This is a genomic window from Streptomyces sp. NPDC002870 (assembly GCF_042888505.1).
Classification (GTDB): Bacteria; Actinomycetota; Actinomycetes; order Streptomycetales; family Streptomycetaceae; genus Streptomyces.
Map to the genome: position 1 here is coordinate 32,937 of NZ_JBIAPW010000007.1, position 22,050 is coordinate 54,986.

Genomic DNA, 22,050 nt, shown 5'->3' on the forward strand with positions numbered 1-22,050 from the left:
CAGACCGGGACTGCGGCGCGGGTCAGCATCACGGTGGCAGCGATCGGAGAAGTGGCCGTCATCGTGGCGGCAATCATCAACGTCTCCGGTAGCAGTGACAGTGGAGGGTCAACGGGCGGCGGATCGCTCCCCGTTACGCCAATCACGAGCGATGATGTCTGGTCGCCGTCATCAACGCCGCCGGACTCGCCCAATCTAACGCCGCCGGACTCGCCCTCTCCGCCACCGCCGAAGCCACCAGCTCCAGCCAAGGTGCGTTGGCGCGGGCCGGTGACGCTGCCCCTTGCTCTGAACGTGGCCTCAGGCGAAGGGGCGGAGCTCGACACCAAGACGCCCGTGCTCTCTGGTGTCGATGACGATCTGAGGGGTGACTACCAGACCACGCCCATGATCCGTGTGCTCAGCGGTCACGCCGCCGAAGCACCCGGAGATGTGGCGGACTTGGGCCTGGCGGACTGTGAAAAGCGACTGCATCCCGGACTGGCACAAGGAGCTGCCTGGATTGATGTGTTCCGCAGCAACAACAGTCCGGGCGGGACCTACTGCTTCACCACGACCAAAGGCCGCGTGGGGGCCTTCTCTATCGAGTCGGCCGGTCCGGATCAGGTGCTCCCCGATTCAGTCATTCTCAGTGTGGTGCTCTGGCAGTAGCGGTTCGGCAGCGACCGGTACTGCTCGTCATGGGCTTAGAAGTTGTTGTCTTTCCGGACTTGAGGGCGGCGTTTTCGCTGGTCAGGAGTAAGGGCGGTGATTCTGTGGGAGTCGTGACCTGTTGTGTCGTCGCTCCCCGGGAGGTCGCGGATGCCGTCAGTTGTCGGACTGCTGGAACAGCACGAGCTCGCAGCTCGCTGTCGGGTCGACGGGCTGCGTGAGGAGGCCGACCGCATCCAGGCCGAGTTGGCCGTGGCCGAGCTGGAATGGCAGGAGTGGGTGATCGCTCGCAGGCGGGTCGATGCGGTGCTGGCTCCAGACGGCGGCAGCACCGCCGGCACGGAGGATGTCCCGGATCCGCGGGATGCGGGCGGGCCGTCGGCGCCCCGGGATTCGGCGAAGCCGAAGTCGCAGGTGCCGGTGTGGCGTGAGGGGCTGGCCCGGTCGGTGCTGTCGGTGGACTACCAGCGCATTCTGCAGGCGCTCGCGGACCGTCTCCGGCTCCATCAAGGGCCGCTGACCTGCCAGGAGATGGCCGCCGTGTTCGACATGGAGGTGGTGCCGGCGCGGGTGGAGGCACTGCGGTCGAAGGCGAAACGCCTGGTCGCGCGAGGCTGGCTGGCCGAGTCGGCGCCTGGCCGGTTCACGCTCGCGCAGGGTGTGGCCGGGCCAGGCGGCGGGTCATGAGCAGGATCATCGACCAGTAGATCATCGCCTCGGCGCTGGTGGTGCGGCGCTCGAAGTCGCGCACCAGGCGGCGGGTGCGCATCAGGTGGGCGAAGAGGCGCTCGACAATCCACCGCTTGGGCAGTACCACGAAGCCACGCATGTCGTCGCTGCGCTTGACGATCGCGAGGACCAGGGCGAGCGTGGCCAGGCAGTACTCAACGAGGCTGCCGGTGTAGCCGCCGTCGGCCCAGACCAGGGCGAGGCGGTGGTGCGTGTCGGCCACCTGCTCAAGCAGGACCTGGGCGGCGGCGCGGTCTCCGGTGTCCGCAGCGGTGACCATCACCCCCAGCAGCAGACCGAGGGTGTCGACCACGACGTGCCGCTTGCGCCCGTTGATCAGCTTGCCGCCGTCGAAGCCACGGCTGTCGGAGCCGACGACGGCGTCCGCCTTGACGGACTGCGAGTCGATCACGCCGGCCGTCGGCTCCGCGTCCCGCCCCTCCCTCTCGCGGATCCTTGCGCGCAGCCGGTCGTGGAACTCCTTGACCAGGGCGTGGTCGCGCCAGCGGCGGAAGAACGCGTATACCCGGTCCCACGGTGGGAAGTCGGCAGGCATGGCCCGCCACTTGATGCCGTTATCGACGAGGTAGCGGACCGCGTCCAGTATCGCCCGGTGGCAGTACGCCTCCGGCTGCCCGCCCCGGCCGCGCAGCCAGCCGGGCACCGGCAGCAGCGGCCGGACCACGGCCCACTCCGCGTCCGTCATGTCCGAGGGATACCGCCGAACACGTTCCGGGTGATCGGCCGCGTTTCCGAACCGGTGAGCGACACAATCACACGTCGGTGCGGCCGAGTTGAACTCCACCGGCGCGAGCACGTAAAACTGCGGCAACAGGGTCTCCTGGATCTCGGTTGGCTTCGCAACCCCGAGCTACCAAGAGGCCCTGCCTTCATGCCTGCAGCCAGCGGCAACCGCCCGATCGAGACTCCCGTTCGACGCGCACCCCTCAAGATCGGTACGACAACACACGAAGGTCGTCAACGGCCTCATCGATGAGGGCTGGGAGGTCGACCCGGTCGACCTGGCCACCATCACCCCGTACATCACCAGCAAAATCCGGCGCTTCGGCACCTGGCACCTGGACATGGAGCCCCCGGACGGACAGGCAGTCGGACACCTGCGGCTGGTCGCGTGACCGCCCTGTGCGCCGGGGACGAGGGTGGATGATGAGAAGAACCTCTGTTGGTGCGCAGATCCCAGGGTCAGTGGGTTTCCGCAGGTGTCGCGGCGTGTTGTGTCCCGGTCATCGCGCTGTTCCTACGGTCCTTCCCCGAGAGCAGGAGCAGGAGGCAGCCGAGCAGCGACGTGGCGGCGAAAGCGAAGCACCCCCACAGGCTGTACGGGCCGGTCCAGAAGGTGCCGGGGGCGGTGCTCTGGATGCCCGTGACTGCTGCGACTCCGATGGCCCCGCCTGCCTGTTGGCAGGTGACCAAGAAACCCGACGCGGTGCCCTGTTCATCGAGGGATGCGGCCGCGCTGGCGAGCATGACCGCTGCCGGGTAGGCGATGGCGATGCCCGTGCCGACCAGTAGGGCCGCGGGCAGCAGGTGTGTGGTGTAGCCGCCTTGCTCCACGGTGGTGTAAAGCAGCTGTCCGGCGGTGATAACGGCGAGTCCGGCAAGCAGTAGCCGAGGCGCGGGCCTGCGGTTGGCCATGCGGGCAGCCGACGTGGAGAGAAGGCCCACGGCGAGTCCCTGCGGCAGGAAGGCCAGTCCGGCTGTCAGTGCAGAGTATCCCTGCTGCTCCTGCAGATCGGTTGCCACCAGGAACATGGCGCCTGTGATTGCCGCGAAGGCACCTCCGAGCGCGAGACATGCCGCTGCCATACGGCGGTTGGTGACGAGAGAGAGCGGCAGCAGCGGTACAGCGGCCTTGGCCTGGAGTACGAGGAACGTGAGGATCCCTGCCGATCCCACGGCTGCGATCAGCGCGATCTCAGTGAGGGAGCCAGTACCGACGCGCCCCACGGCGTACACGACGGCGATGAGCCCGCCGGTGATCAGCAGGGCAGGCAGCCAGGGGATCCGGCTCCGCGGTGTCCCTGTGTCGGCCTCGCGTTCGAGTACGCGCACGCCGATGATCAGGACCACCAGGCTCAAGGGGACGTAGAGGATGAAGGCCCCTCGCCAGCCGACTCCTTGGGTCAGGAGGCCGCCGATGACGACACCGAGCGAGAAGCCCGCCGCGCCCATGGCGCTGAAGACTCCGAGCGCTCGGTTGCGCGCGGCTCCTTCCGGGAACCCTCGGACGATCAGGGCGACAGCCGCGGGCGCGGTGATCGCGGCGCCGACTCCCTGGAAGGCCCGGGCCGTGATGAGCAGGACCGCCTCTTGCGACAGTGCCGCACCGAGCGATCCGGCACCGAAGATTCCCACGCCTATCAGGAACATCCGCCGGTGTCCCCACTGGTCCGCACACTTGCCTCCGACCAGGAGCAGTGCCGCGTACGTGGTAAGGAACGAACTCGCAACCAACTGGAGTTGGTCGGGCCGCAGGTCGAGTGCGTGCTGGATACCGGCCAGCTGCACATTGATGCTCGACAGGCTCATCCCCTCGAAGAGAACGGCGGTGCACAGCACCAGCAGTTTGGTCCATGCGTGCCCGTCGAACCGGAAACCGTCCGTGGCTTCCTGAGAACTGGTCGTCACTGACGCTCCTTGGAGTCGAGGGAGGGTGCTCCGCCGCGCTCGGATGACTGAGCCCGGGCGATCCGGTAGGCCACCCGCAGATCGTCACCGTCGTACTGATAGCGGGCGAGTTCGCGAAGGGCGTCATCGGCGTTCACGGCCACGGTGTGGTTCAGCTCTCGGAACAGGGGGATGTCCGAACCGGAGTCTCCATAGGCGGTGCAGGAGTCCGGGCCGAGTCCCAGCGCTGTACGGACTCGGTCCACGGCCGTGACCTTGTCCGCGGGCGTGAGAATCCCCTCGGGATCGGGCGCGGTGCGAAACGGCAGTGGAGGAAAGCCGGAGGCCACCACATCGTCGACGCCGTAAGCCCTTAGCCGGTCCGCGAAGAAGTCCGGGGACATGGTCACCACGATCGACTGCTCACCGCGCCGGCGGATGTCCGCAAGTACGTCCGCCAATCCGCCGATCCAGGGCGCCTGTGCGAAGACGTCCGCCGCGAGCTCGGGGGTCAGCTCCTGCCACAATCGGCAGATCTCCGCCGCGAAACCACGGGTGTCGACTGCGCCGAGTGCGAAGTCTGCCTCCAGCCGGATCAGGTCGGGCAGACAGCCCAGATGGCGCGCGATTTCCAGACTCGCCATGGTACCAGGCAGCAAGGTGCCGTCCATGTCGAAGACGTGGAGGCGGCTCACTGTCCTTCCCCCAGAAGCGCCATGGCGTCTGCCGTTGCATACACCGTCCATCCGTCGGGTATGGGCTTCGCCTGCCAGGCGGCGAGCAGAGCCGCGCTCGCGGGGAACAGCGGAACGGGAAGCTCCTCGGGCGGGGCCCACACCCAGCGGTCGAAGACCTCGGGCTCTGGGGTGGCCGCCACGGCACCCACGTCCGCCAGCCGCGCCACCACGCCTGCGGTCACCTGAGTCCGGTCCGCATCGGTGTGGAGCGCGATGGCGAACACCCGCGCCCCTGTGACCTCCCGGATGCCGCTCTCCTCGGCGATCTCCCGTACGGCGGCGGTCTCGAAAGCCTCGCCCGCCTCGACGTGCCCACCGGGCAGGCACCAGGACGCGGTCTCTCCTCGCTTGATCCGGTGGCCGATCAGCACGGCGCCGTCGGACCGCACCAAGATGGCCCCGACACCAACGACCGGCTCACGGCGCTTCATGGGCGTGCCCGTCATCGCAGCGCTTCCAGTTCCAGCAGCGCGGAGTCTGCCGCATAATGGCCGCTGATCATTGCCGCGACTATGCCGCGGAAGAGCCCGCACGCGTCACCGGCCACCCAGGCGGGGGTGTCGAGGAGCCGGAGGTCACCGTCCACCTTCGGATACCAGCCGACGCCTTCCAGGGTGGGGCCGATCAGCTGTGTGCCGTTGTCCCGGATGGCGGGGTACGCAGCCGCGAGCCGGGACAGACCACGCACCATGATCTCGCGCAGCTCCGCCCCGTAGACACTGTCGAAGGTGGCAACCGTCTCCGGCTCACTGTCCATGAGTGCGTCCAGGGGCAGGTTGAAGTAGGACTCCTCCTTAGCCATCGCGGCGAGCGCGGGTGCCATGGCCCGTGCCGCCACTGCCTCGTCCAGGATGCGGGTGTTGAAGCCCACGTTGGACCGGCCGGTTGGCGGGCAGTCCGAGCGGCCGGATACGGTCCACAGACCTTGCGTCTCGGTCAGTGCCGCCTCGCCATCACGGCAGGCGCAGAACGTACGCCACTCCACGCTGCCGTCCTGCTCGCGCAAGCGCAGCTTCGGATCGAGCTGCTTCATGTCCTTGAAGAACGCCTGTTCGGCCGGCTGCTCGATACGGAACCCGACCTCCAGGCGGCGGAACGACCGCTCGTCCGTGAGAGCGCGCAGACCGAGGGGACCGAACCTGCCACTGGCCAGGACCAGACGCCGGGCCAACACCTGCGACTCCTGCCCCTTGGAGTCACCGAGCGTCAGCCTGAACACGTCGGTGGCGGGCTCGAACTCGGCCTTCACCACCTCGGTCTCGGTGAGGACGGTGGCATCCGTGGCGGCGACCATATCGGCGGTGAGCCGCAGGCGTGCCTCCAACGAGAGGTAGTCCGAGGGGTATTCCTTGAGGACCCATTCGCCACTGCCCACCGTGAAGGCCGTGGGATCGGACGGGAACGGAGGGGTGTCCAGGCCGTACGAGCCGAGCAGTTCACAGGTCCAGTCATACGCGGCCCGCAGATCGGCGAAACGGGGCAGTGTCCACAGCTCGCTGGCCGAGGGGAAGAACGAGAACTTTCCGTCCGAGAACAAGCCGGCCCCGCCGTGTCCGCGCGTCATATCGACCGCGGCATGGCGGTCCCGCTCGCCGACAAGCTTTCCGCCATCGACGAGCGCAACGTTGTAGGGCGATCCGGCGAGATGCTGCGCGGCAGCGAGCCCCGCGGGACCGGTACCGATAATGACAAGATCGAAGGTGTCCACGATTCTCCAAGCAGGCATGACTGGTCACTGCCTGACCCAGTTGGGCGTCGGGCAGTCCTTTGATGTGGAGGTTCTTCAGGAAGACGCCGACAACGCGGCTGAGGGAAGGCGCACCTCGTGGATGTCGCCGAGGTTGCGGTGCCGCTCGGCGTAGTCGATGCCGTAGCCCGCGACCCAGTGCTCGGTGATGTCGAACCCGACATACCGGGGCTCCACCGGCTTCGCGACGGCATGCGGCTTGCGCAGTAGCACGCAACAGTTCACCGAGGCGGGAGCCCGCTCCCGCAACCGTGCCATGAGCCACGACAGCGTGGTGCCGGTGTCCAGGATGTCCTCGACGATTAGGACGTCACGTCCGGTCAGTTCTTCGCCGATGTCCTTGAGCAGCCGGGGCGTTCCCGCTGTGCTGCCCCGCCCGTATGTGGATACTGCGACCCAGTCCATGACGACCGGCAGATCAATGGCCCGAGCCAGGTCGACCGTGAAGGCAGCCGCCCCCTTGAGCACGCCGATCATCACAAGATCCCGGCCTTGGTAGTCCCGGGTGATCTCGGTGCCGAGTTGTCGGACACGATTCGCTATCTGCTGGCTCGTTAACATCACGCGAGCAAGCTCCCCGTGGGCAGTCACGCCCTACCCCCCTCTGTCGTTCTTGCTGAGCTTCCACGTTCTCGGGCAGACTCAACGCGCCCATTGCGTCCAGTCGTACACCAGTGCGCAATGGGCACAACAGATCGTCAACTTACACGAGTTGTGGAAGTGCCGCAGTAAACTCCGGATTTACTGCGGAAGCGCCGATACGCTCCCTCCGGCACTCCGGCGACGGCCTCGCATGTTCGATCACGCGCCAAGATCACGGCCGGGGGCGAGGTGTACGCATTTACTGCGGCAGAGCCAGGAGGGGCAACACCGTGGCACTCGAACAGGCAACCGCAGCCGAACCCGGCGGCGCACTTCGGCTACCGCGCGCCCGGGTGGTGCCCCTGTCGCCCTCCCCGGGCACCTACACCACCAGTGTCGAGCGGTACCTCACCGGCGCAGGCATCGCGAAGTCCTCCGCCCGCATCTACCGCATCTCGCTCACCACCTGGGGATGGATGTTCGCCGGCACCGCGGCGCCGACCGGACCGGCCCGCCGCGGCGCCCGTCCGCCCGCCTTCGACCTGGCGGCGCTCGACGATCCGGGCCTGCCCCCGGTGCTGGCCGAGCTCGCCGCTGCCCGCGCGGACGAGATGGACGCCGACACCGTCAACCGCGAACTGTCCATCGCCCGCAAGGCGATCGGCTGGTGGCGCTCAGTGGGCTGGATCGACACCGACCCCACCCTCGGCATCGAGCGGCGCCCGGCCCTGCCGGACCGCACCAAGGCCCTGTCCGAGAACCAGATCACCGCCCTCTGGCACCTGGACGCCGCGGTGCGGGAGAAGACCTTCTGGAAGATGCTCTACGAGTCCGCCGCGCGGGCCGACGAGGTGCTGTGCCTGAACGTGGAGGACCTGCTGCCCGCCGACAAACGCGGCCTGGTCGGCTCCAAGGGCGGCGCCACCGAGTGGATCCACTGGCAGTCCGGCACCGCCCAGCTGGTGCCCCGCCTCATCGCCGGCCGCCGCTGCGGCCCGCTCTTCCTCACCGACCGCAAGGCCCCCGCCCGCACCCCGGCCGCGGACATCTGCCCGGAGACCGGGCGGGCCCGGCTCTCCTACAGGCGAGCCGAGGAGATCTTCGAGGAGAGCACCCGCCTGCTGGCCAACCCCCTCGCCACCGAGGAGGACTTCGACGACCTGGAGGGCTGGACCCTGCACCGGCTCCGCCACAGTGCGCTCACCCACGACGCCGAAGACGGGACCAGCACGCCGATGCTGCTGGCCCGCTCCCGCCACGCCTCCGTCCGCTCCCTGGAGCGGTACGCGCGGCCCGGAGTCGATGCTGTCGCCCGACACGTCGCCTCCCGTGACCCCGCCGCCCGCCGCAGGCGCCCCTGACCAGACGGCCGGCGCCGAGTGGCATGCGGCGCGCGTTGTTCGTAAACAGTGGTCTTGCCGACGTCACTCACATCAGTGGCATGCCGCCGACCGGCGATTCGACAGCCCCTCGACGCGCGGCTGCCCCCAGTCCTCACGTGAACGATGACGTCTTGCAGCCGCTCGACGAGTCGCTGGCCTGCTGGGTCAACGCCGTGGCCCGACACCGCGAGGTGGAGACTGCGGTACTGCTTCGAGACCTGCGCTGGTTGGCTTGTGGCCGCGCTGCTGCTCGTTGCCGTGGCGCCGCAGGTTCCCGGGTGCTCCCCGCTGCCAGCGGCCGGTAGCTCTGTTGGCCATGAAGCCGGCCGCCACCTCGCCGCTCTCGGGCGGTGTTTCGAGATTGCCGACTTGTCCGACTCGTTCGATGTCTGCATGATCGAAGATCTGACGAGTTCCCACCGACTCGACCCGTCTACGAGACGTGGCCTGACGCGCCACATCCTCCTGCGGCGGCGTTGGAGGAGGCTGCCCACCGGTACGGCTGTTCCCGAGTAACTCACGCCCTCGCCAGGACTCGACGCCTGGTGCGGCGTCTACCCTCGCTAGTGCTTCCTCCCACGACTTGCATTCGGCGTATTCGGCCGCAACTCCGGTGACTGGGCTGGAGTGCTTGGGACAGCGGGTTGTGAAGTCGCCGCAATGTGTCGGCGGACCTGTTGCTCAGCTATTCGTTCAGAGGCGCTGAGTCCTTCACGTCGCTGGACTTCCGCGGCGGCAGTCTGAGATCGCTGCGTCAGCTGACTGATACGGGACTTCGCGGCGTCAATCTGGGCGCGCCCGTATTGCAGATCTTCCTCCAGCGCCGTGCGTTGCCTGCTGGTGAGGATCTCTCCGCTGGCCCGTATTACCCGCTGTTCGAGCTTCTCAATCTGCCGGACCTGGTTGTCCAACGCATCGCTCGCAGACCGCGCGGCTTCCTGGAGCCTGTTGCTGTGGTGGGCCAGTTGCTCGTCGCTGAGCAGCCCGACCGTTCCTTGTGTCTGAAGGCGGTGGCGTATCGCCTCGGCAGCGATCTTGGATCTGGGGGTTTGCCAGGCCATGGGCGTGTCGGGGCTGTGGATGATCCAGTCGGTGTCGCGGAAGTGGGAGGAGAGGGCGCGGCCGAGCAGGGTCGCGTCGAATGGTCCGCTGGACTCGAAGATGCCCAGGGACAGCGGCCTGCCCAGCCCCTCTTCCCACCTGCTTGCCCACTCGGCCAGCGCCGGGAGGGCGCCCATCACTGTCTGTTTGTCGAGGTACCCGTGGCCGCCCATGAAATCGCCCGGGTAGCGGTCGGAGTGATGGGCGTTCCAGTGCGCGCGGGCGGCCCGGACGATGGCGGTGCTATTGATGTCGAGATCGAAGTCGCTGGGCACCGGCTCCAGACCTAGGCGCCACATAAAGTCGTACGGGCGCCGCAGGGGACGGTCCTGGCTGTCGCCGAACCACTCCCGCAGGCGCTGCGCCGCCTCCGGGCTGCTGACCAGGTCCTCCTCGCGCGGCAGCGTCTTGTGGATCCCGGCGAAGAAGTCAGCGCCGGTCCCCTTGAGGCGGATGTCGACCTGGGACGGTTCGATGCCGTCGCGCTCCAATGCGTCCAGCATCTCCGTGCCGAACTGCTGGTAGAGGGCCGGGGTCATGCCCATGGGCGCCTCTCCAGTGAGCATCCACTTGATTTGGACCGGGTTGATGCCGAGGAAGTCCAAGTCGCGCTTGGTGATGGCATAGCCGGAGTCGTCCTGCGGCCACCAGCTTGGGACCTCCTCCTCGCCGTCGAGGATCCGGATGATCCGGCCGTCAAGCGGGTCAGTGGGGTCGAGCTGGCTCGTGATCGTGAGGGGCCGCCATTGCTCGCCAGATTCCTGGAGAACCGGCGTCGGCCCTTGCGCCGTAACGTTCGCCGGGGTTTCCGCGTCGGCGTCCAGGACGGGGGCACCGATGGCGACGCTGCTCGCCGCGGTCTGCTCCGCTGCGGCCGCCGGGGCCTTGCCTGTGAAGACGCCGTCCAGCGTGATCAGGCGGTCGCCGGGCAGCGTGACCCACTCCTTCTGCGCGAAGAAGCCCATGCCGGTTGTGGGGATGGACAGGATGTCCCGCGCAGGCTTGCGGTCGACCAGGATCACGGCGTGACCGCCGCGCTGTTCCAGCCAATCGGCGACGATCTGGCGGTCCGCCGCCCAGCTTGCAAGCGGCCGGTGGCCCGCCTCGAAAGTGTCGCCGACATTCAGGCCGGCCCAGTCCGGCTGTGCCGCTCCCTCCTGCCAGGTCAGCGCCCGAAAGGAGGTCACTTCGGTGATGCCGCGGCTGGCGAGGACTTCCTGGGTCATTTCGTACTGGGTGCGCAGGAAGTCCCGCAGTGCGTCACTGTTGTAGTCGAGTTCCAGGTCCACTGATTGGCGCGTGTCCGGGTCCATCCGCCACTCCAGCACCTTGGTGAGGCCGAACTCTTCCTTGGCGGCCTCCTGCAACGCCAGCACGCGCAGGTTGTTGTTGGAGCCGTACGCCCAGGAGCTCATGAGCTCGCTGACCGCGATCCAGCGGGCCAGGGTTTCGGCGCGCGGGTCGTCCATGCGCACCATCTTGTTCGGGGCGTGCCGGGGGTTGGCCGGGTCGAGCTCGTCGACGTGGAGGACGTCGGCCCCGATCGAGGGGTACTGCTCATGGTGCGGCACAAGGAGGTAGCGGCCGTCGCCCAGGCGGTGCGCCATATCGGTGCCGACGACCAGGCCGAATGCCGATTGGACGAGCTCGGGCGTCGAAGACTGCATCCGCTCGGCGATGGCCTGGATGGCGATGGTCTTGGCCTGGCTGGTGTCGGTGATACGGCCGTTGTCGGTCAGCAGCGCCTCGCCGATCCGCTGATGGTCGATCCGCTCCTGCGAGCCCGGCGGCGGGGGCAGAGGGTAGTGCCGCTCGGGTGTCGAGTCGGGCAGGGCGACCCGGTCACCAGGCGATCTGGGCAGCAGCGGATCGGTTCCGGTCGCGTGCTGCGCCACCTGGCCGAACCGCTCCATAACCTCGTGGTGCAGGTCGGGTCGACCGAGCTGCTCAAAGAGGGCGCGCAGGCCGTCGAGCTGCCGCCTCATGATCGTGATGTCGCCCGAGGAGATCGGGTTGTCCACCCAGGAGAACACCCGCGGCTCGACCTGCCGGTAGAAGGTGCGGACGAACGGATTCGCGGCGTCCGGGAGGGAACCGTGCGACGCGGAGCCGTCGCCGACCACGATCAGGCTCTGACGTCCCCCGAGGACGAGCTGGTCGACGGTGAGACCGCGGGTGGCGGTCAGCGCGTAGTGCAGACCGAGGAACACACCGTCGCGGGTCGCGGGCACGTCCTGCTCCGCCAGCTCGGTCAGGTTCCGATAGCGAGCGGAGGCCGGCTCACCCGGCATGTAGTCGGTGTAGATCTCGCGGAGTCCCACCGGGTGCGACAGCGGGACGCGGGCGCCCACCGCCCGGCCGATGTACCCGTCGAGCACCTTGGACCTTGCGTCCCCGGTCCGCGCGTACTTCTCGTAGACGGCCCGGGTGCCGTCGTCGAACGTGACCAGCTCTCTGTTCGCGATGCCATCACCATGGTCGATCGCCTCCCTGGCGACCACGCCCGCGCCCGTGACCGGGTGCGCGGGCAGCAGAAGCGCGCTGGTGGAGTGCGTGGCGCCGTTGGTGGACGACTCGCCGTTCAGCACCGCGTCGAGCTCGGCCTGGAAGCTCGGCCAGTTCGTGGCGAAGCCGGGGTGGAGGTTCAAGTTCTGGACCTCGGACAGCGAGACCCAGGCCAGCGTGATGGACTCGTCCTCGACCGGCTGGACCGGTACCCGCCGGTCGACCGAGGCGATCACGGTGTCGTACGACCAGCCGCCGTGGTCGTCCCGGAGGACCCGCTCGACGCGGACGTGGGCGGGATCGAGGTCGCTCTTTCCGACTGCCTCGCGGATTGCCGCCTCTGCCGCGGACTCGTGGCTGTCGCGCGCGCCTCCGAGCAGCGACCAGGTTCCCCCCTGGCCGGTATCCGCGGCCCGTTGATGGATGAGCACGTAGACCTCACCGTCCGCGGCGCGGTGGACGGGCAGCAGTCCGGCGGCTCCGAACCGGCCCCAGTGCGCGTGGCCCTGCGCGCAGTTCACCCAGCCGCCCCCCGCCATCGCGGGCAGTGCGGGCGCCTGGGGGCGCGGCGCGCTGGTGTCCGGCATCGCCTGGATCGCGGCGGCCAGGGATTCGGCCGCACCCACCCATGTCGTGTTGGCCTCGCGCAGGAGCCGTTGCAGGGTGAGCGCGTTCTCCCGCGCCGTGGGAATGTCGAGCAGGGTCTCCCGCAGTTTGTCGGTCCAGCGCGGCACGTCCACCTGGTCCTCGAAGCCCTGCTCGACCAGGCTGAGCCGGGTAATCTCCGGCGGGAAGCGGTCCGGGTCGCCGAAGAAGGCCCCAACACCGCTCGTGGTGGGCAGCAGGACGGGCAGCCCCGCGCCCGCGGCCTCCAGCCCGACCAGCCCAAAGCCCTCCGCCTGCGAGGGCATGACCAACACGTCGGCCTGCTGTATGTCGGCCAGGATCTCGTTCCGATCGATCGAGAACGGCTTGACCACGACCTCGCGGCCGGCGATGTTGGACAGCCGTTCCTTCACTTCCTCCACGGTCTCCGGAGCGGCACCGCGCGCGGTGAGCTGGACGTCGATGCCGTCCTCCAGCAGTCGACGTACCATCAGCGCGGCGTGGTGGGCCCCCTTCTGCGGGGCGTCGGCGCGGCCGACGAACAGCAGTTGGCGCGTTCGCTCCCCGTCCCAGGGCAGGAGCTGCTGCTCCTCGAAGGGCACCCCAGGGATGATCTGGTGGACGGCAGGGACGTGATCGCCCGGGTTGGTGGCGGCGAGCCGCTGAGCCTCGTTCTCCAGCACCGGGCCGACCCCCACGACCATGTCGGCGGCGGCGACCATACGGCGTTCGATATCTTCGAACTCGACCTCCAGGTCCGGCCGGTTCGCCACCCGGGCGAGCGCGCCGGTCACCATGTGGATCACCTGGACGAACGGCGTGTCCGGGTACAGCTCGTTGCGTACCTGTAGCGCCTCGGGGCCGGAGTAGCGGCTGTGCCCGATGATGGCATCAACGTCGGAAGGCAGGTTCTCGCCGTCGTAGACAAGCTGTTCCTGCTCGCCGCGGTTGGGGTCATACCGCCGGGGCCCTATGAGGTGGATGCGGTCAGCGGAGGCGTCCGGCGGCACCTCGTGCCCGACGCGGACGAAGACTTCGTGGCCGGCGGCCGCGAGCCCTTCGACGAGGTTCCGGTTGACCGCCACGATGCCGCCCTTGTGGGGGTCCCATTCGGTGCAGTAGGCGAGGATGCGCAGGCTGAACCGGCCGGCGTCATGCCGCCGGGCGAGCTGTGCCCGCTCCTCGGTGAACTCCTGCCAGACCGCCCCGTGGTCGCCGGGGTATGCCTCGGCCTGGCGTCCCTGGTAGTCGTGGAGCAACTGCTCGCGCTCCTGAACGGCCCGCAGCTCCTCGTCCGCAGCACCGACGTACCGCGCGCGCAGCGTCTCGCTACTCGTAGGGTCAGGCTGTGCGGCGGAGTGCGACCGCGAAGGCACGAACGTCCTCCCTGCTGGCTGCGGTTAAGGCATCATACATAGATCATCCGACGGTACATGGCAGCCGATGTTCCCGCCGTTCGGGCGTCGTTGAGGGGTTCGAAGAGTGGCAGGGGCATCGGGTCCGCGGATCGGCACACCGATGGCAAGCTGGAGAGGATGATGGGGAGCAATGTCGCAGGATGACGTGGTCCGGGCCGCGAACACGCGGCTGCGGGACGCGGCGATCGAGGTGCTCGACGCGATGCCAGCCGTGGAGAACTCGTCGGCGCGGCGCGACGTCGCGCTCCGGAATTTGCGTGCCGTGTTGAGTGGCGACACGCTGCGGCAGTCCGCCACGGAGCGCGGAGCGCTTGATCCGTTCGAGCATTCGCTAGCGGCGAGGCTGTATGTGGGCCGGCGGGCGGAGCCGATTCCTCTTCCGCAGCGGGCGGCGGACCTGCGGCGGCGGCTCGACAGAGACCGGGGCTTGGATGAGCGGCTACCCGGCGAGCCGACCCGCAACGTGGTCATCACGGAGCTACGCGCGATGATCGTCGCCAGCCTGCTGGAGGAGCTGGCCGCCCGGCTTTCCCCGGGGACCGCGTTCGGTCCCGGTCGGAACGGCGAGGAACTGGCGCGCCTCGCCACGGATCTGGCGAAGGAGTTGCTGGACCAGACGTTCCTAGGTGAGTAGCGGTAGATCTCCGTCCTCACAATTCTTCGCTGCTCCGTACGCCGTCTCATCCCCTGCGCCAGTCCGGCCCCGCTCCAGACGGGGCGTCACCAGGCCGGTTCTGCTCAGACGGGGGCTCAGATGTCGCGGAGGAAGGCCTCGGCTTGGCGACGGAGGGCGAAGGGGGCAACGGACCAGACGGGGGTGCGCATCACCTCGCGCAGCTTGACCTCCTTCACCTCCCGGGGGGCGTCCTTGCGCAGGCCAACGTGTGGCCACAGCTGGTCCAGCTCGTCGTATGGGAGATCCCAGGAGACGCCGATGCCGGACTCGGACGTGCCGGGCGGCGGCGGGGGCACGACGTGGACCTCGTCGGCGGTTGCGGCGGGGGTGATCTCGATGAGCGTGAGGCCGAGCCGTTCGACGGCGTCACGGAGCAGCACCCGGTGACCTTCTACGATGTCGGTAGAGGGCGGTTCCCCGTCGAAGAACAGGGCGAGCACCCAGCCGGACTCGCCGGTGCGGGCGAGGTCCAAGACAAGGCGGGTTCCCGTGTCGTCGGTGAAGGAGCGGTGCGCGATGCTCCTCGCCGCCCCGGGACCCTCGGTGCGGGGGGGCTCTTCGAGCCGGAGCGTGCCGAGTAGCTGCTGCAGCTGGTCGGATGTCAGCTCTCCCCGGGAGAGCACCCGGAGCGCGGGCCAGAGCATGAGGAAGGCTCCCTTGTTCGGCTTTCTTCGGGCTGGGGGCAGGCAGGCGAGGTTTGGGTGTCGACTGCGCTCTGGTTGCGAAATGGGGGGTTCGGAGTCCGGGCATCTAGTGTACAGCTGACAAAGGTGAGGCTCGGTCTCAGGCCGTCCGCTCCCATAACGTTCCCCACCTGGGATCTCCCTCGACTGCGGGAGTTCTGCGAATTCAGCCGTAGGGCCCCCACCGCACGATCGCTTGCAGGTCGTTGACCACGAGGCGTTGAGCTTCCAGGTATCGCGCGCCGGTATCACTTGATGCGTCGCCGTTGACCAAGGTGCCTTCGGGCGGTGGGCGCTTCCCGAGATCTATAACCCGGCGCTGCGGGAACCATGGACTCCGCAGAAGAGAATGCAGACTCTTGCTACCCAACAGGCTGCTTCCCGCGGGGCCACTGCCTCCCGGTTCCCGGCTCAGTAGCCTTCAGCATCGCGGCCCGAGTCAAGGACTGTGACTTCATCCCACGGGAGACTGCATCTTGGCGCCGACCATCGCCAGGTTGGCGATCGCCTCACAGGCCCGGGTGAATACTGCCAGCAAGAATTCTTGTACCCGCCGGCCGCCGCCCAACTGGTCGAAGTACTCGTCGGCCTTCTCCTTCACGACGTTCCAAGGGTGGCTGACAGCACCGCGACTGTCTGCAGTTGCTACCGCTCAGGAAGATCTTTCAGCGCGGCAGCGTGATCGTCTGCCTGTTGCAGCGCGTGGTTGACCGCGTTGACTGACTCCTTGACCTGAGCCGGGGAGCGGCTCTCGCCGGCGGGTGGCGGTGCACCCTCGGTGGCCGGAGCAGCGCCGGGCACGGTGCTGCCCCACTGTCGTTCCAACTGGCGCAGATCGTCGCGGACCGCCGACCGAACATCGGCCGCCCCTGCTCGGGCGGAACATGGTCGTCCCATGCCTCCTCGACTGCGTCGAACATCTCCACAGATCTACCAGCTCATCCGCCAGCCCGACGGGAGCGGCCTCGCGGAGCTGTCCTCCGGACGGGTCTCCGTCGCCTGCCCACAGAGGGGAGCTCGCGGTCCGCGCTGCGGACTTGCTTCGCCTTTGCCCACCCTGGCTTTTCGCCGGGCTTAGGGAGGCCTGATCGCCCTGCGGGACCAGGCGCTTGTGCGGGCCCGGGGGCTCTAGGCGCTGATCGGTCATCATCTCCTCCAGGGCACGTCGAGGCGGGCCGGGAACACCGGCGGGTCGGTCGTGCTCTCGGTGCGGCGGCTCCTCCGCGCCAGGTCGACCCATATTGCCCCCCAAACAGGCCGGGCACGGCGCGGAAGCGACTACAATGGTGGGTCGAGCTGCGCCATCACCCGGTTGACCTCAACCGTGGCCGGGTGCTGCGCAGGCTCGGTCGTAGCCTGCGAAGTGAGCAGGTAGGCCTCGAAGTCCTCGCTGGCTCCGGCAGTCGGGGGCGGCGGCTGAGGTGGCTCCTCATGACGGCCGCTGGCGCAGGCGGCTAGTTGTAGCCGGGAGGTGAAGGCATGCAACGTGTTGATCCAGTCCGCCTCCGCAAGATCCCGACCGCCCTCGCCGGCGTAAGTCCGCACCCAGCCGATGTACAGCGCGGTCAGGTGCTCGACGACCGGCGGGTGCCGGTACCAGCAGGCCGGGATCTGGTTGTGCAGCTCGAACGTGCGGCGCAGCCAGTCGACCCAGATCGCGAGCTCGCGCAGCCGCTGCCGGCGCTCGGGCGGGTCCATGGCCGACCAGATCCAGCGGCGCGGCTCCGGCTTGGCCGCGCCGGTCGGCGGCGTCGGCCACAGGGATGCGGGGTTGTCCAGGTCAGCCATGACCAGCCGCCTTGTCCCTCCGCACCGGCTCCGGCACGGCCTCGACCGCCGCGGCGGTCGCGGGCGTGGCAGGGGCGCCGGCCAGGAGCCGCTTGAGGTCCCGGTCGCGGAAGGTGAGCCGCATCTTCACCTTGATAGGCGGAAGGTTGGAGTACTGGGCGATCGCGGTGAAGTCGGGCAGCTGCTGCAGCGAGTGGACCGGCGCGAGGTCGGTCTCGGTGGGCGAGCTGTTGGTGGAGGACTCGCCGCGGGAGTGCCCGCGGGAGGTCCGCATGACTTCGGTGCGGCCGTACAGGCCGGAGAAGTAGCGCAGGGTCTCCAGGTCGCCGCAGCCGGGCAGCAGCATCCGCAGACCGCTCGCGGAGAGCACGGTGTTGGCCTTCTGGGTGCCGAGCCGGTCGCGGAGCTGGGACAGGTCGTGCCACACGGTCAGGACGTCGATGCCCATGCCGCGGCCGGTGGTCAGGATGTTCGGCAGGCGCGGGTAGCGCAGCATGTTGCCGGCCTCATCGACCAGCACACCGAGCGACGGGTTGAGCGGCTTGCCGGTGGCGTTGTAGCGCACTTCGGCGCCGTGAATGATCGACGCGATGATGGAGGTCAGCAGCGGGGCGAAGCGTTCGGCGTCGGCCTCGGAGGCGATCAGGCAGACGGTGCCGTTCTTCTCCAGCAGCTGCTCGACGGTGAAGTCGCTGGAGGCGCAGGTCTCGCGGACTTCTTCGTCGGCGTAGACACGGGCCAGCACGTTGAGGCTGAACTGCACCGATCCGATTCCGTCCTCGTGCAGCCGCAGCCAGGGGGAGGCGTAATCGTCGGCGACTTCGGTGTAGCCGTGCTGCAGCAGGACGGCGCGGACGTGGTCGACGGCGTCCTTGCCCAGGCCCAGCCAGCGGCGCATCACGTTGATGCCGCCGCCGGACAGGTTCGCGGCCAGCAGCACGCCCTTGAGGACACTCTTGGCCTGGTCGATCCACGGGGCGGCGCGCTTGTCGTCGCCGGAGGAGGAGGCCTCGGCCATCCAGGCGGCCATCCGGTCGGCGGCCTTGGCGTCCGTGCAGTACTCCACCGGCGACCACTTGTTGGTGGCGCGGCCGGGAATCCCGGCCGGGGCGATCACCCACACCGGCCCGAGGGTCCGGCGGCGAGCGTAGATGATGTCCAGGTCGGCGGCCTTGGTGGTGGTGACAACCAGCGGGCCCTGCCATTCGGCGGCGTTCGGCAGCACCAGGCCGGTCGTCTTCGACGAGCCGGGGACGCCGAACACGGTGGCGGAGATGTTGGGCTGGGCAGCCACGATCTTCTTGGTGCGCATCCCGCGCCCAGCGGTGATCCGGTTCACGCGGGCGGCCGGGTCCTGCGGGGCGGCGAGCTTGCGCTCGACCTTCTTGCCGCCCCACTGCGCCCCGCCGGTGGAGCCGAATCCGTTCAGCGCGGAGACCGCCTTGAGGACCACGGCGAACAGGCCGACGACCAGGAGCACGAGCAGCGTGTAGAACAGCCAGGCGGGCGGGGCCGGTTCGTAGGCGGAGCCGGGGCCGCGGACCAGGGCGAGCAGCACCCGGGAGGGGATGGGCTGGTCGCTGTGAGCCCAGCCACGGCCCGAGAGCAGTCCGGCGAGTGGGGCCGCGATCAGTACGCCGCCGCCGACCGTGACGGCCAGGCCCGCGGCGTACGCGGCGAGCAGGCTGTTGTCGTCCAGCCCTCCGGCGGCGCCCGCACCGGTCTTGGAGGGCATTTCAGATCACCATCTTCTCGTCGGTCTCGAAGAGCTTCTCCTCGGTGTGCGAGAGGACCAGTTGCACGGCGTGCGAGCCGCCGCCGCGACCGACCTTCCACAGCGCGCGGCCGCGCTGGCCGGCGCCCCAGGAGCCGATCAGGTCGCATTCGGCGTCGGTAAGTCCGATGGCCTCGCGGGTGATCTGCAGTGGGCGGGTGTCCTGCGCGAGCTGGATACGGGTCTCGCAGGAGGAGATGAGGTCCTTGGCGATCGCGACGGCTTCGGATCCGGCCGCGCCGACCGACTCGAAGTCCGAGAGCCGGTGGGTGGCCAGGACCTGGATCGTTCCGGTGGCGCGGGACAACCTGAGGTCGGCGTCGATCTTCTTGACCATCGCGGCGCCGCCGGAGCGCATTTGCCGCCACAGCTCGTCCCGCACCACGACCCACGGGCGGGAGCCGGGCCGGTCGATGGCGCTTTGCGCCCAGGAGGAGACGCAGGACAGCACCATGGCGACGGTCTCGTCGCCGTAGTCCTGCAGGGCGCTGATGTCGACCGACTGGATGGGGGCGTCCCAGTCCAGGCCGATGCTCGTCTCCTGGTCGAACAGGCCGCCGAGATGGCCGTTGACCATGCCGCCGAGCGCGGAGCGGATGGAGGCCATCTGCTCGCGGGCGAGCTGCACCTCGCCGTCGCGCACCCGCAGTTCGCGGGCCATCTCCTCGGTCGGGTCGCGCAGCTTGTCGTATACCAGCGGCAGGGTGGGCACCGCGAGGCGGGACTGCCCATGCAGCTCGCCGGTCACCTCCCGCACCGAGACGTCCAGCGCCTCTTCCTCCTGCGGCTGCAGGGTGCGCCGCAGCTGGAGCTCCAGCAGCGCCTTGAGGAGGGTGAGGCGGCGGCGGTGGATCTCCTGCATGCGGCTGCGGAGTTCGGCCGGGTCCGTCACGTCCTCCAGGCCAGCGCCGAGCGGCCCGGCGTCCAGCGGGTTGAGCCGGCCGGGCAGGCCGGGGCCGAGCCGGACCGGCTCCACGCCCAGATGGCGGCAGAGCCCGGCGTACTCGCCCTTCACGTCGCCGGCGATGAGCGTGCGGTGCCCGAACGCCATCAGCCGGAACGCCAGCGCCTTGATGTGGGCCGACTTCCCGCTGCCGGGGATGCCGGTGATCATCACGTTCGGGTTGGTGCACAGCCCTTCGCTGACCCAGACCGCGGGGTGCGCCGAAAAGGCCTGCGTGGTCAGCGTGTTCTGGCCGATGTAGGCGCCGACCGGCGGCAGGCCGCCCGCGTGCAGAAACGGATAGGCGCCGGCGGCGGTCGTGGTGTCGGCGCGGACCACCTCGACGCGCGGCAGGGACGCGGCCCGGCCCGCGTACGGCTGCGGCCAGCCCTTGCGGGGCGCGACCCGCATGACCGTGTCGGGGTTCTCCAGCAGCCGCGCCCGGCGCAGTTCACGCGCCGAGGGTGCGGCCTGCGCCGGCACGGATCTGGCGTCCAGGCCGCTGGCCTCGCCGAGCCCGGCGGCCTCCAAGAGGGTGTCGCCGCCGCGGCGGCGTGAGAGCAGACCCATCAGAAGCCCATCCTTCGTTCCGGCAGGCCCTGTCCGAGCGGCAGCGCACTGGCGGCGAAGCCGACGTCCTGGGCTCCCCACATGCGCCGCAGCTCCAGCCCGGAGGCCGCGGCATCGGCCTGGATCTCGGCGCACGCGGTCTCCAGCTCCGCGACGTCGGTGACAGTGACGGCGAGGAGGGCCGTCATCCGCACCACGCCCTGACCGGCGGCCCGGGCGGCGTCCTGGGTGCGGGCGATCAGGGCCTCGCGGCGCTCGTCCTCCGACTCGTCCCGGCCTGTCTTGGCCCGCAGATGACGGGCGGAACTGCGCTTGGCCTTCTCGCGGGCCAGCTCCTGGCGGGCCCGGCGCGGCCCGATGGGCTCGTACACCAGGCTCATGGACCGCCGCGCGTTGCGCCGCGGCCGCAGCAGCGGCTGCAGGACCGTGGCGTACACCTCGGACTGCGGCCAGATCCGCACCTGGTAGGTGACCGTCCAGGCGCCGTCGTGCCGGTAGGTGCCCCAGCCAGACTCCGCGGCCGCAGGCCCGGCCAGTGCCGGGTCGACGCCCGGCACGAGCCCGCTCCAGCCCTCTTCCTCGGCGGCCGCCGCGCGGGTGGCCAACTCCATCTGCGCGTCCGGGTCGTACGCGCTGCGCACGGTGGCAGCGACGCCGCGGGGCGAAAGCCATTCGACGACCTGCAGGCTGGCGGTGCTCAGCGAGCCGAGCATCGCGGTGGTCTCGCGGACCAGGACGGCGGCCGCGCCAACCTGGCCACCGCCGGCGCCCTTGATGGCGAGCTTGGCCCGGGCCGCGGACAGGGTCACCGCCAGATACGTCTCCCTCGATGTGGCCGCAGGGCCTGCGCCCTCCATCACCTCGGCGAGCGCGGTCACCGCAGCGGCCGGGGCGTCGGGAGTGACGTGCCGCCCCGTCCACGACCTCAGGGCTGCCCCGTCGTCGGGCAGGCACCGCTGGTGCACGGCGATCCGCACGATGGGGGAGTCCTCCGTGCAGAACGAGCGCAGCAGCCCGGCCCACGCATTGACCCGGGCAGTCTGCTGGTCGGTGTCGACCAGCGCCAGGCCGGGGAAGGTGACGCGGGCGACGGCCGTGTAATGGCCCGTCACCGGGTCGTGGACGACGCCGAGCTGGCCGCCCAGGCCGTCCGGCGCCTCCAGGATCCGCAGCCGGGCCAGGGTCCCCGGCAGGTCCATGGGCTGCTCGCCGGTCTTCGTGGAGGCCGGGGCGAACGCCCCGGAGAAAAAGAGGTTCCGCTTCTTGGACACGGCGATCTGATGCCTAACTGCGAGAACGATCCATTCGTCGGCGCTCAGGCCCATGACCCGCCCCAGGGCGAGGACGAGCAGGAGCAGGGACACCGGGATGCACACCAGGGCGGCGCTCCAGCTGCCCAGGTTGATCGGGATCAGGGCGGACACGGAGGCGGCGGCCACCAGCGCGAAGCCGGGGCCGGACAGACGGCCCATGAAGCCCGACTTCTCGGACTGCCACCCGCCGTAGGTACTCGGTTGTGAGGTCGCCACG

Annotated in this window: 18 protein-coding genes; 4 read left to right on the forward strand and 14 right to left on the reverse strand. The window is 69.2% G+C overall.

Translation table 11 applies throughout. From position 1 onward, the window contains the following. Positions 1-270: 270 nt before the first annotated feature. Positions 271-651, forward strand: a complete 381-nt coding sequence (locus ACFYWY_RS11135) for a hypothetical protein (RefSeq protein WP_389183172.1) — start codon at positions 271-273, stop codon at positions 649-651. Positions 652-801: 150 nt separating this feature from the next. Further along, entirely contained in the window at positions 802-1,338 is a 537-nt protein-coding gene (locus ACFYWY_RS11140; protein WP_389183174.1) for a hypothetical protein, read from the forward strand. Here the strand turns inward: ACFYWY_RS11140 and ACFYWY_RS11145 are convergent. The 6 genes from ACFYWY_RS11145 to hpt all read right to left on the reverse strand — a co-directional run bounded on the left by ACFYWY_RS11145 (position 1,295) and on the right by hpt (position 7,053). Next, positions 1,295-2,086 carry an IS5 family transposase gene (locus ACFYWY_RS11145; RefSeq protein WP_389183177.1) on the reverse strand — a complete coding sequence of 264 codons (792 nt, stop codon included), beginning with the start codon at positions 2,084-2,086 and terminating at the stop codon, positions 1,295-1,297. The two genes, ACFYWY_RS11140 and ACFYWY_RS11145, sit on opposite strands and share 44 nt — an antisense overlap. A gap of 497 nt (positions 2,087-2,583) precedes the next feature. Next, positions 2,584-4,029, reverse strand: coding sequence for an MFS transporter (locus tag ACFYWY_RS11150; RefSeq protein ID WP_389183180.1), 1,446 nt, complete (start codon positions 4,027-4,029; stop codon positions 2,584-2,586). Beyond that, on the reverse strand, positions 4,026-4,703 hold the full coding sequence (locus tag ACFYWY_RS11155; RefSeq protein ID WP_389183183.1) for an HAD family hydrolase: 678 nt from the start codon (positions 4,701-4,703) through the stop codon (positions 4,026-4,028). The genes ACFYWY_RS11150 and ACFYWY_RS11155 overlap by 4 nt, the downstream gene beginning before the upstream one ends. Beyond that, positions 4,700-5,191 (reverse strand): NUDIX hydrolase, encoded by a 492-nt coding sequence (locus ACFYWY_RS11160; RefSeq protein ID WP_389183186.1) that lies wholly within the window; start codon positions 5,189-5,191, stop codon positions 4,700-4,702. Before ACFYWY_RS11160 ends, ACFYWY_RS11155 begins: the two co-directional genes overlap by 4 nt. Further along, the gene (locus tag ACFYWY_RS11165) at positions 5,188-6,471 is read right to left on the reverse strand and encodes a hypothetical protein (RefSeq protein ID WP_389183189.1); all 1,284 of its coding nucleotides are present in this window, start codon (positions 6,469-6,471) and stop codon (positions 5,188-5,190) included. Before ACFYWY_RS11165 ends, ACFYWY_RS11160 begins: the two co-directional genes overlap by 4 nt. Before the next feature lie 57 nt (positions 6,472-6,528). Then, positions 6,529-7,053: a hypoxanthine phosphoribosyltransferase gene (gene hpt, locus ACFYWY_RS11170; protein ID WP_389183768.1), complete on the reverse strand. Its 525-nt coding sequence runs from the start codon at positions 7,051-7,053 to the stop codon at positions 6,529-6,531. Between the two features lie 311 nt (positions 7,054-7,364). Here hpt and ACFYWY_RS11175 point away from each other — a divergent pair, with 311 nt between their 5' ends. Beyond that, the gene (locus tag ACFYWY_RS11175) at positions 7,365-8,435 is read left to right on the forward strand and encodes a tyrosine-type recombinase/integrase (protein ID WP_389183192.1); all 1,071 of its coding nucleotides are present in this window, start codon (positions 7,365-7,367) and stop codon (positions 8,433-8,435) included. A gap of 584 nt (positions 8,436-9,019) precedes the next feature. Here ACFYWY_RS11175 and ACFYWY_RS11180 read toward each other — a convergent pair. Beyond that, the gene (locus ACFYWY_RS11180) at positions 9,020-14,044 is read right to left on the reverse strand and encodes a glycosyltransferase (RefSeq protein ID WP_389183195.1); all 5,025 of its coding nucleotides are present in this window, start codon (positions 14,042-14,044) and stop codon (positions 9,020-9,022) included. A gap of 172 nt (positions 14,045-14,216) precedes the next feature. On the opposite strand from ACFYWY_RS11180, the gene ACFYWY_RS11185 reads away from it, so the two are divergent. Continuing rightward, positions 14,217-14,720: a hypothetical protein gene (locus ACFYWY_RS11185; protein ID WP_389183197.1), complete on the forward strand. Its 504-nt coding sequence runs from the start codon at positions 14,217-14,219 to the stop codon at positions 14,718-14,720. A 116-nt stretch (positions 14,721-14,836) separates the two neighbouring features. Here ACFYWY_RS11185 and ACFYWY_RS11190 read toward each other — a convergent pair whose 3' ends face one another. The 7 genes from ACFYWY_RS11190 to ACFYWY_RS11220 all read right to left on the reverse strand — a co-directional run bounded on the left by ACFYWY_RS11190 (position 14,837) and on the right by ACFYWY_RS11220 (position 22,049). Beyond that, positions 14,837-15,406 carry a hypothetical protein gene (locus tag ACFYWY_RS11190; RefSeq protein WP_389183200.1) on the reverse strand — a complete coding sequence of 190 codons (570 nt, stop codon included), beginning with the start codon at positions 15,404-15,406 and terminating at the stop codon, positions 14,837-14,839. Between the two features lie 493 nt (positions 15,407-15,899). After that, positions 15,900-16,046 (reverse strand): hypothetical protein, encoded by a 147-nt coding sequence (locus ACFYWY_RS11195; protein WP_389183203.1) that lies wholly within the window; start codon positions 16,044-16,046, stop codon positions 15,900-15,902. A 44-nt stretch (positions 16,047-16,090) separates the two neighbouring features. Continuing rightward, a complete protein-coding gene (locus ACFYWY_RS11200; RefSeq protein ID WP_389183206.1) occupies positions 16,091-16,342 on the reverse strand; it encodes a hypothetical protein in 252 nt (83 codons plus the stop codon). A gap of 381 nt (positions 16,343-16,723) precedes the next feature. Beyond that, positions 16,724-17,233, reverse strand: coding sequence for a hypothetical protein (locus tag ACFYWY_RS11205; RefSeq protein ID WP_389183209.1), 510 nt, complete (start codon positions 17,231-17,233; stop codon positions 16,724-16,726). After that, positions 17,226-18,968 (reverse strand): type IV secretory system conjugative DNA transfer family protein, encoded by a 1,743-nt coding sequence (locus ACFYWY_RS11210; protein ID WP_389183212.1) that lies wholly within the window; start codon positions 18,966-18,968, stop codon positions 17,226-17,228. Before ACFYWY_RS11210 ends, ACFYWY_RS11205 begins: the two co-directional genes overlap by 8 nt. A 1-nt stretch (position 18,969) precedes the next feature. Beyond that, positions 18,970-20,520 (reverse strand): type VI secretion protein, encoded by a 1,551-nt coding sequence (locus tag ACFYWY_RS11215; protein ID WP_389183215.1) that lies wholly within the window; start codon positions 20,518-20,520, stop codon positions 18,970-18,972. Continuing rightward, entirely contained in the window at positions 20,520-22,049 is a 1,530-nt protein-coding gene (locus ACFYWY_RS11220; RefSeq protein ID WP_389183218.1) for an SCO6880 family protein, read from the reverse strand. Before ACFYWY_RS11220 ends, ACFYWY_RS11215 begins: the two co-directional genes overlap by 1 nt. Between the last annotated feature and the right edge of the window lies 1 nt (position 22,050).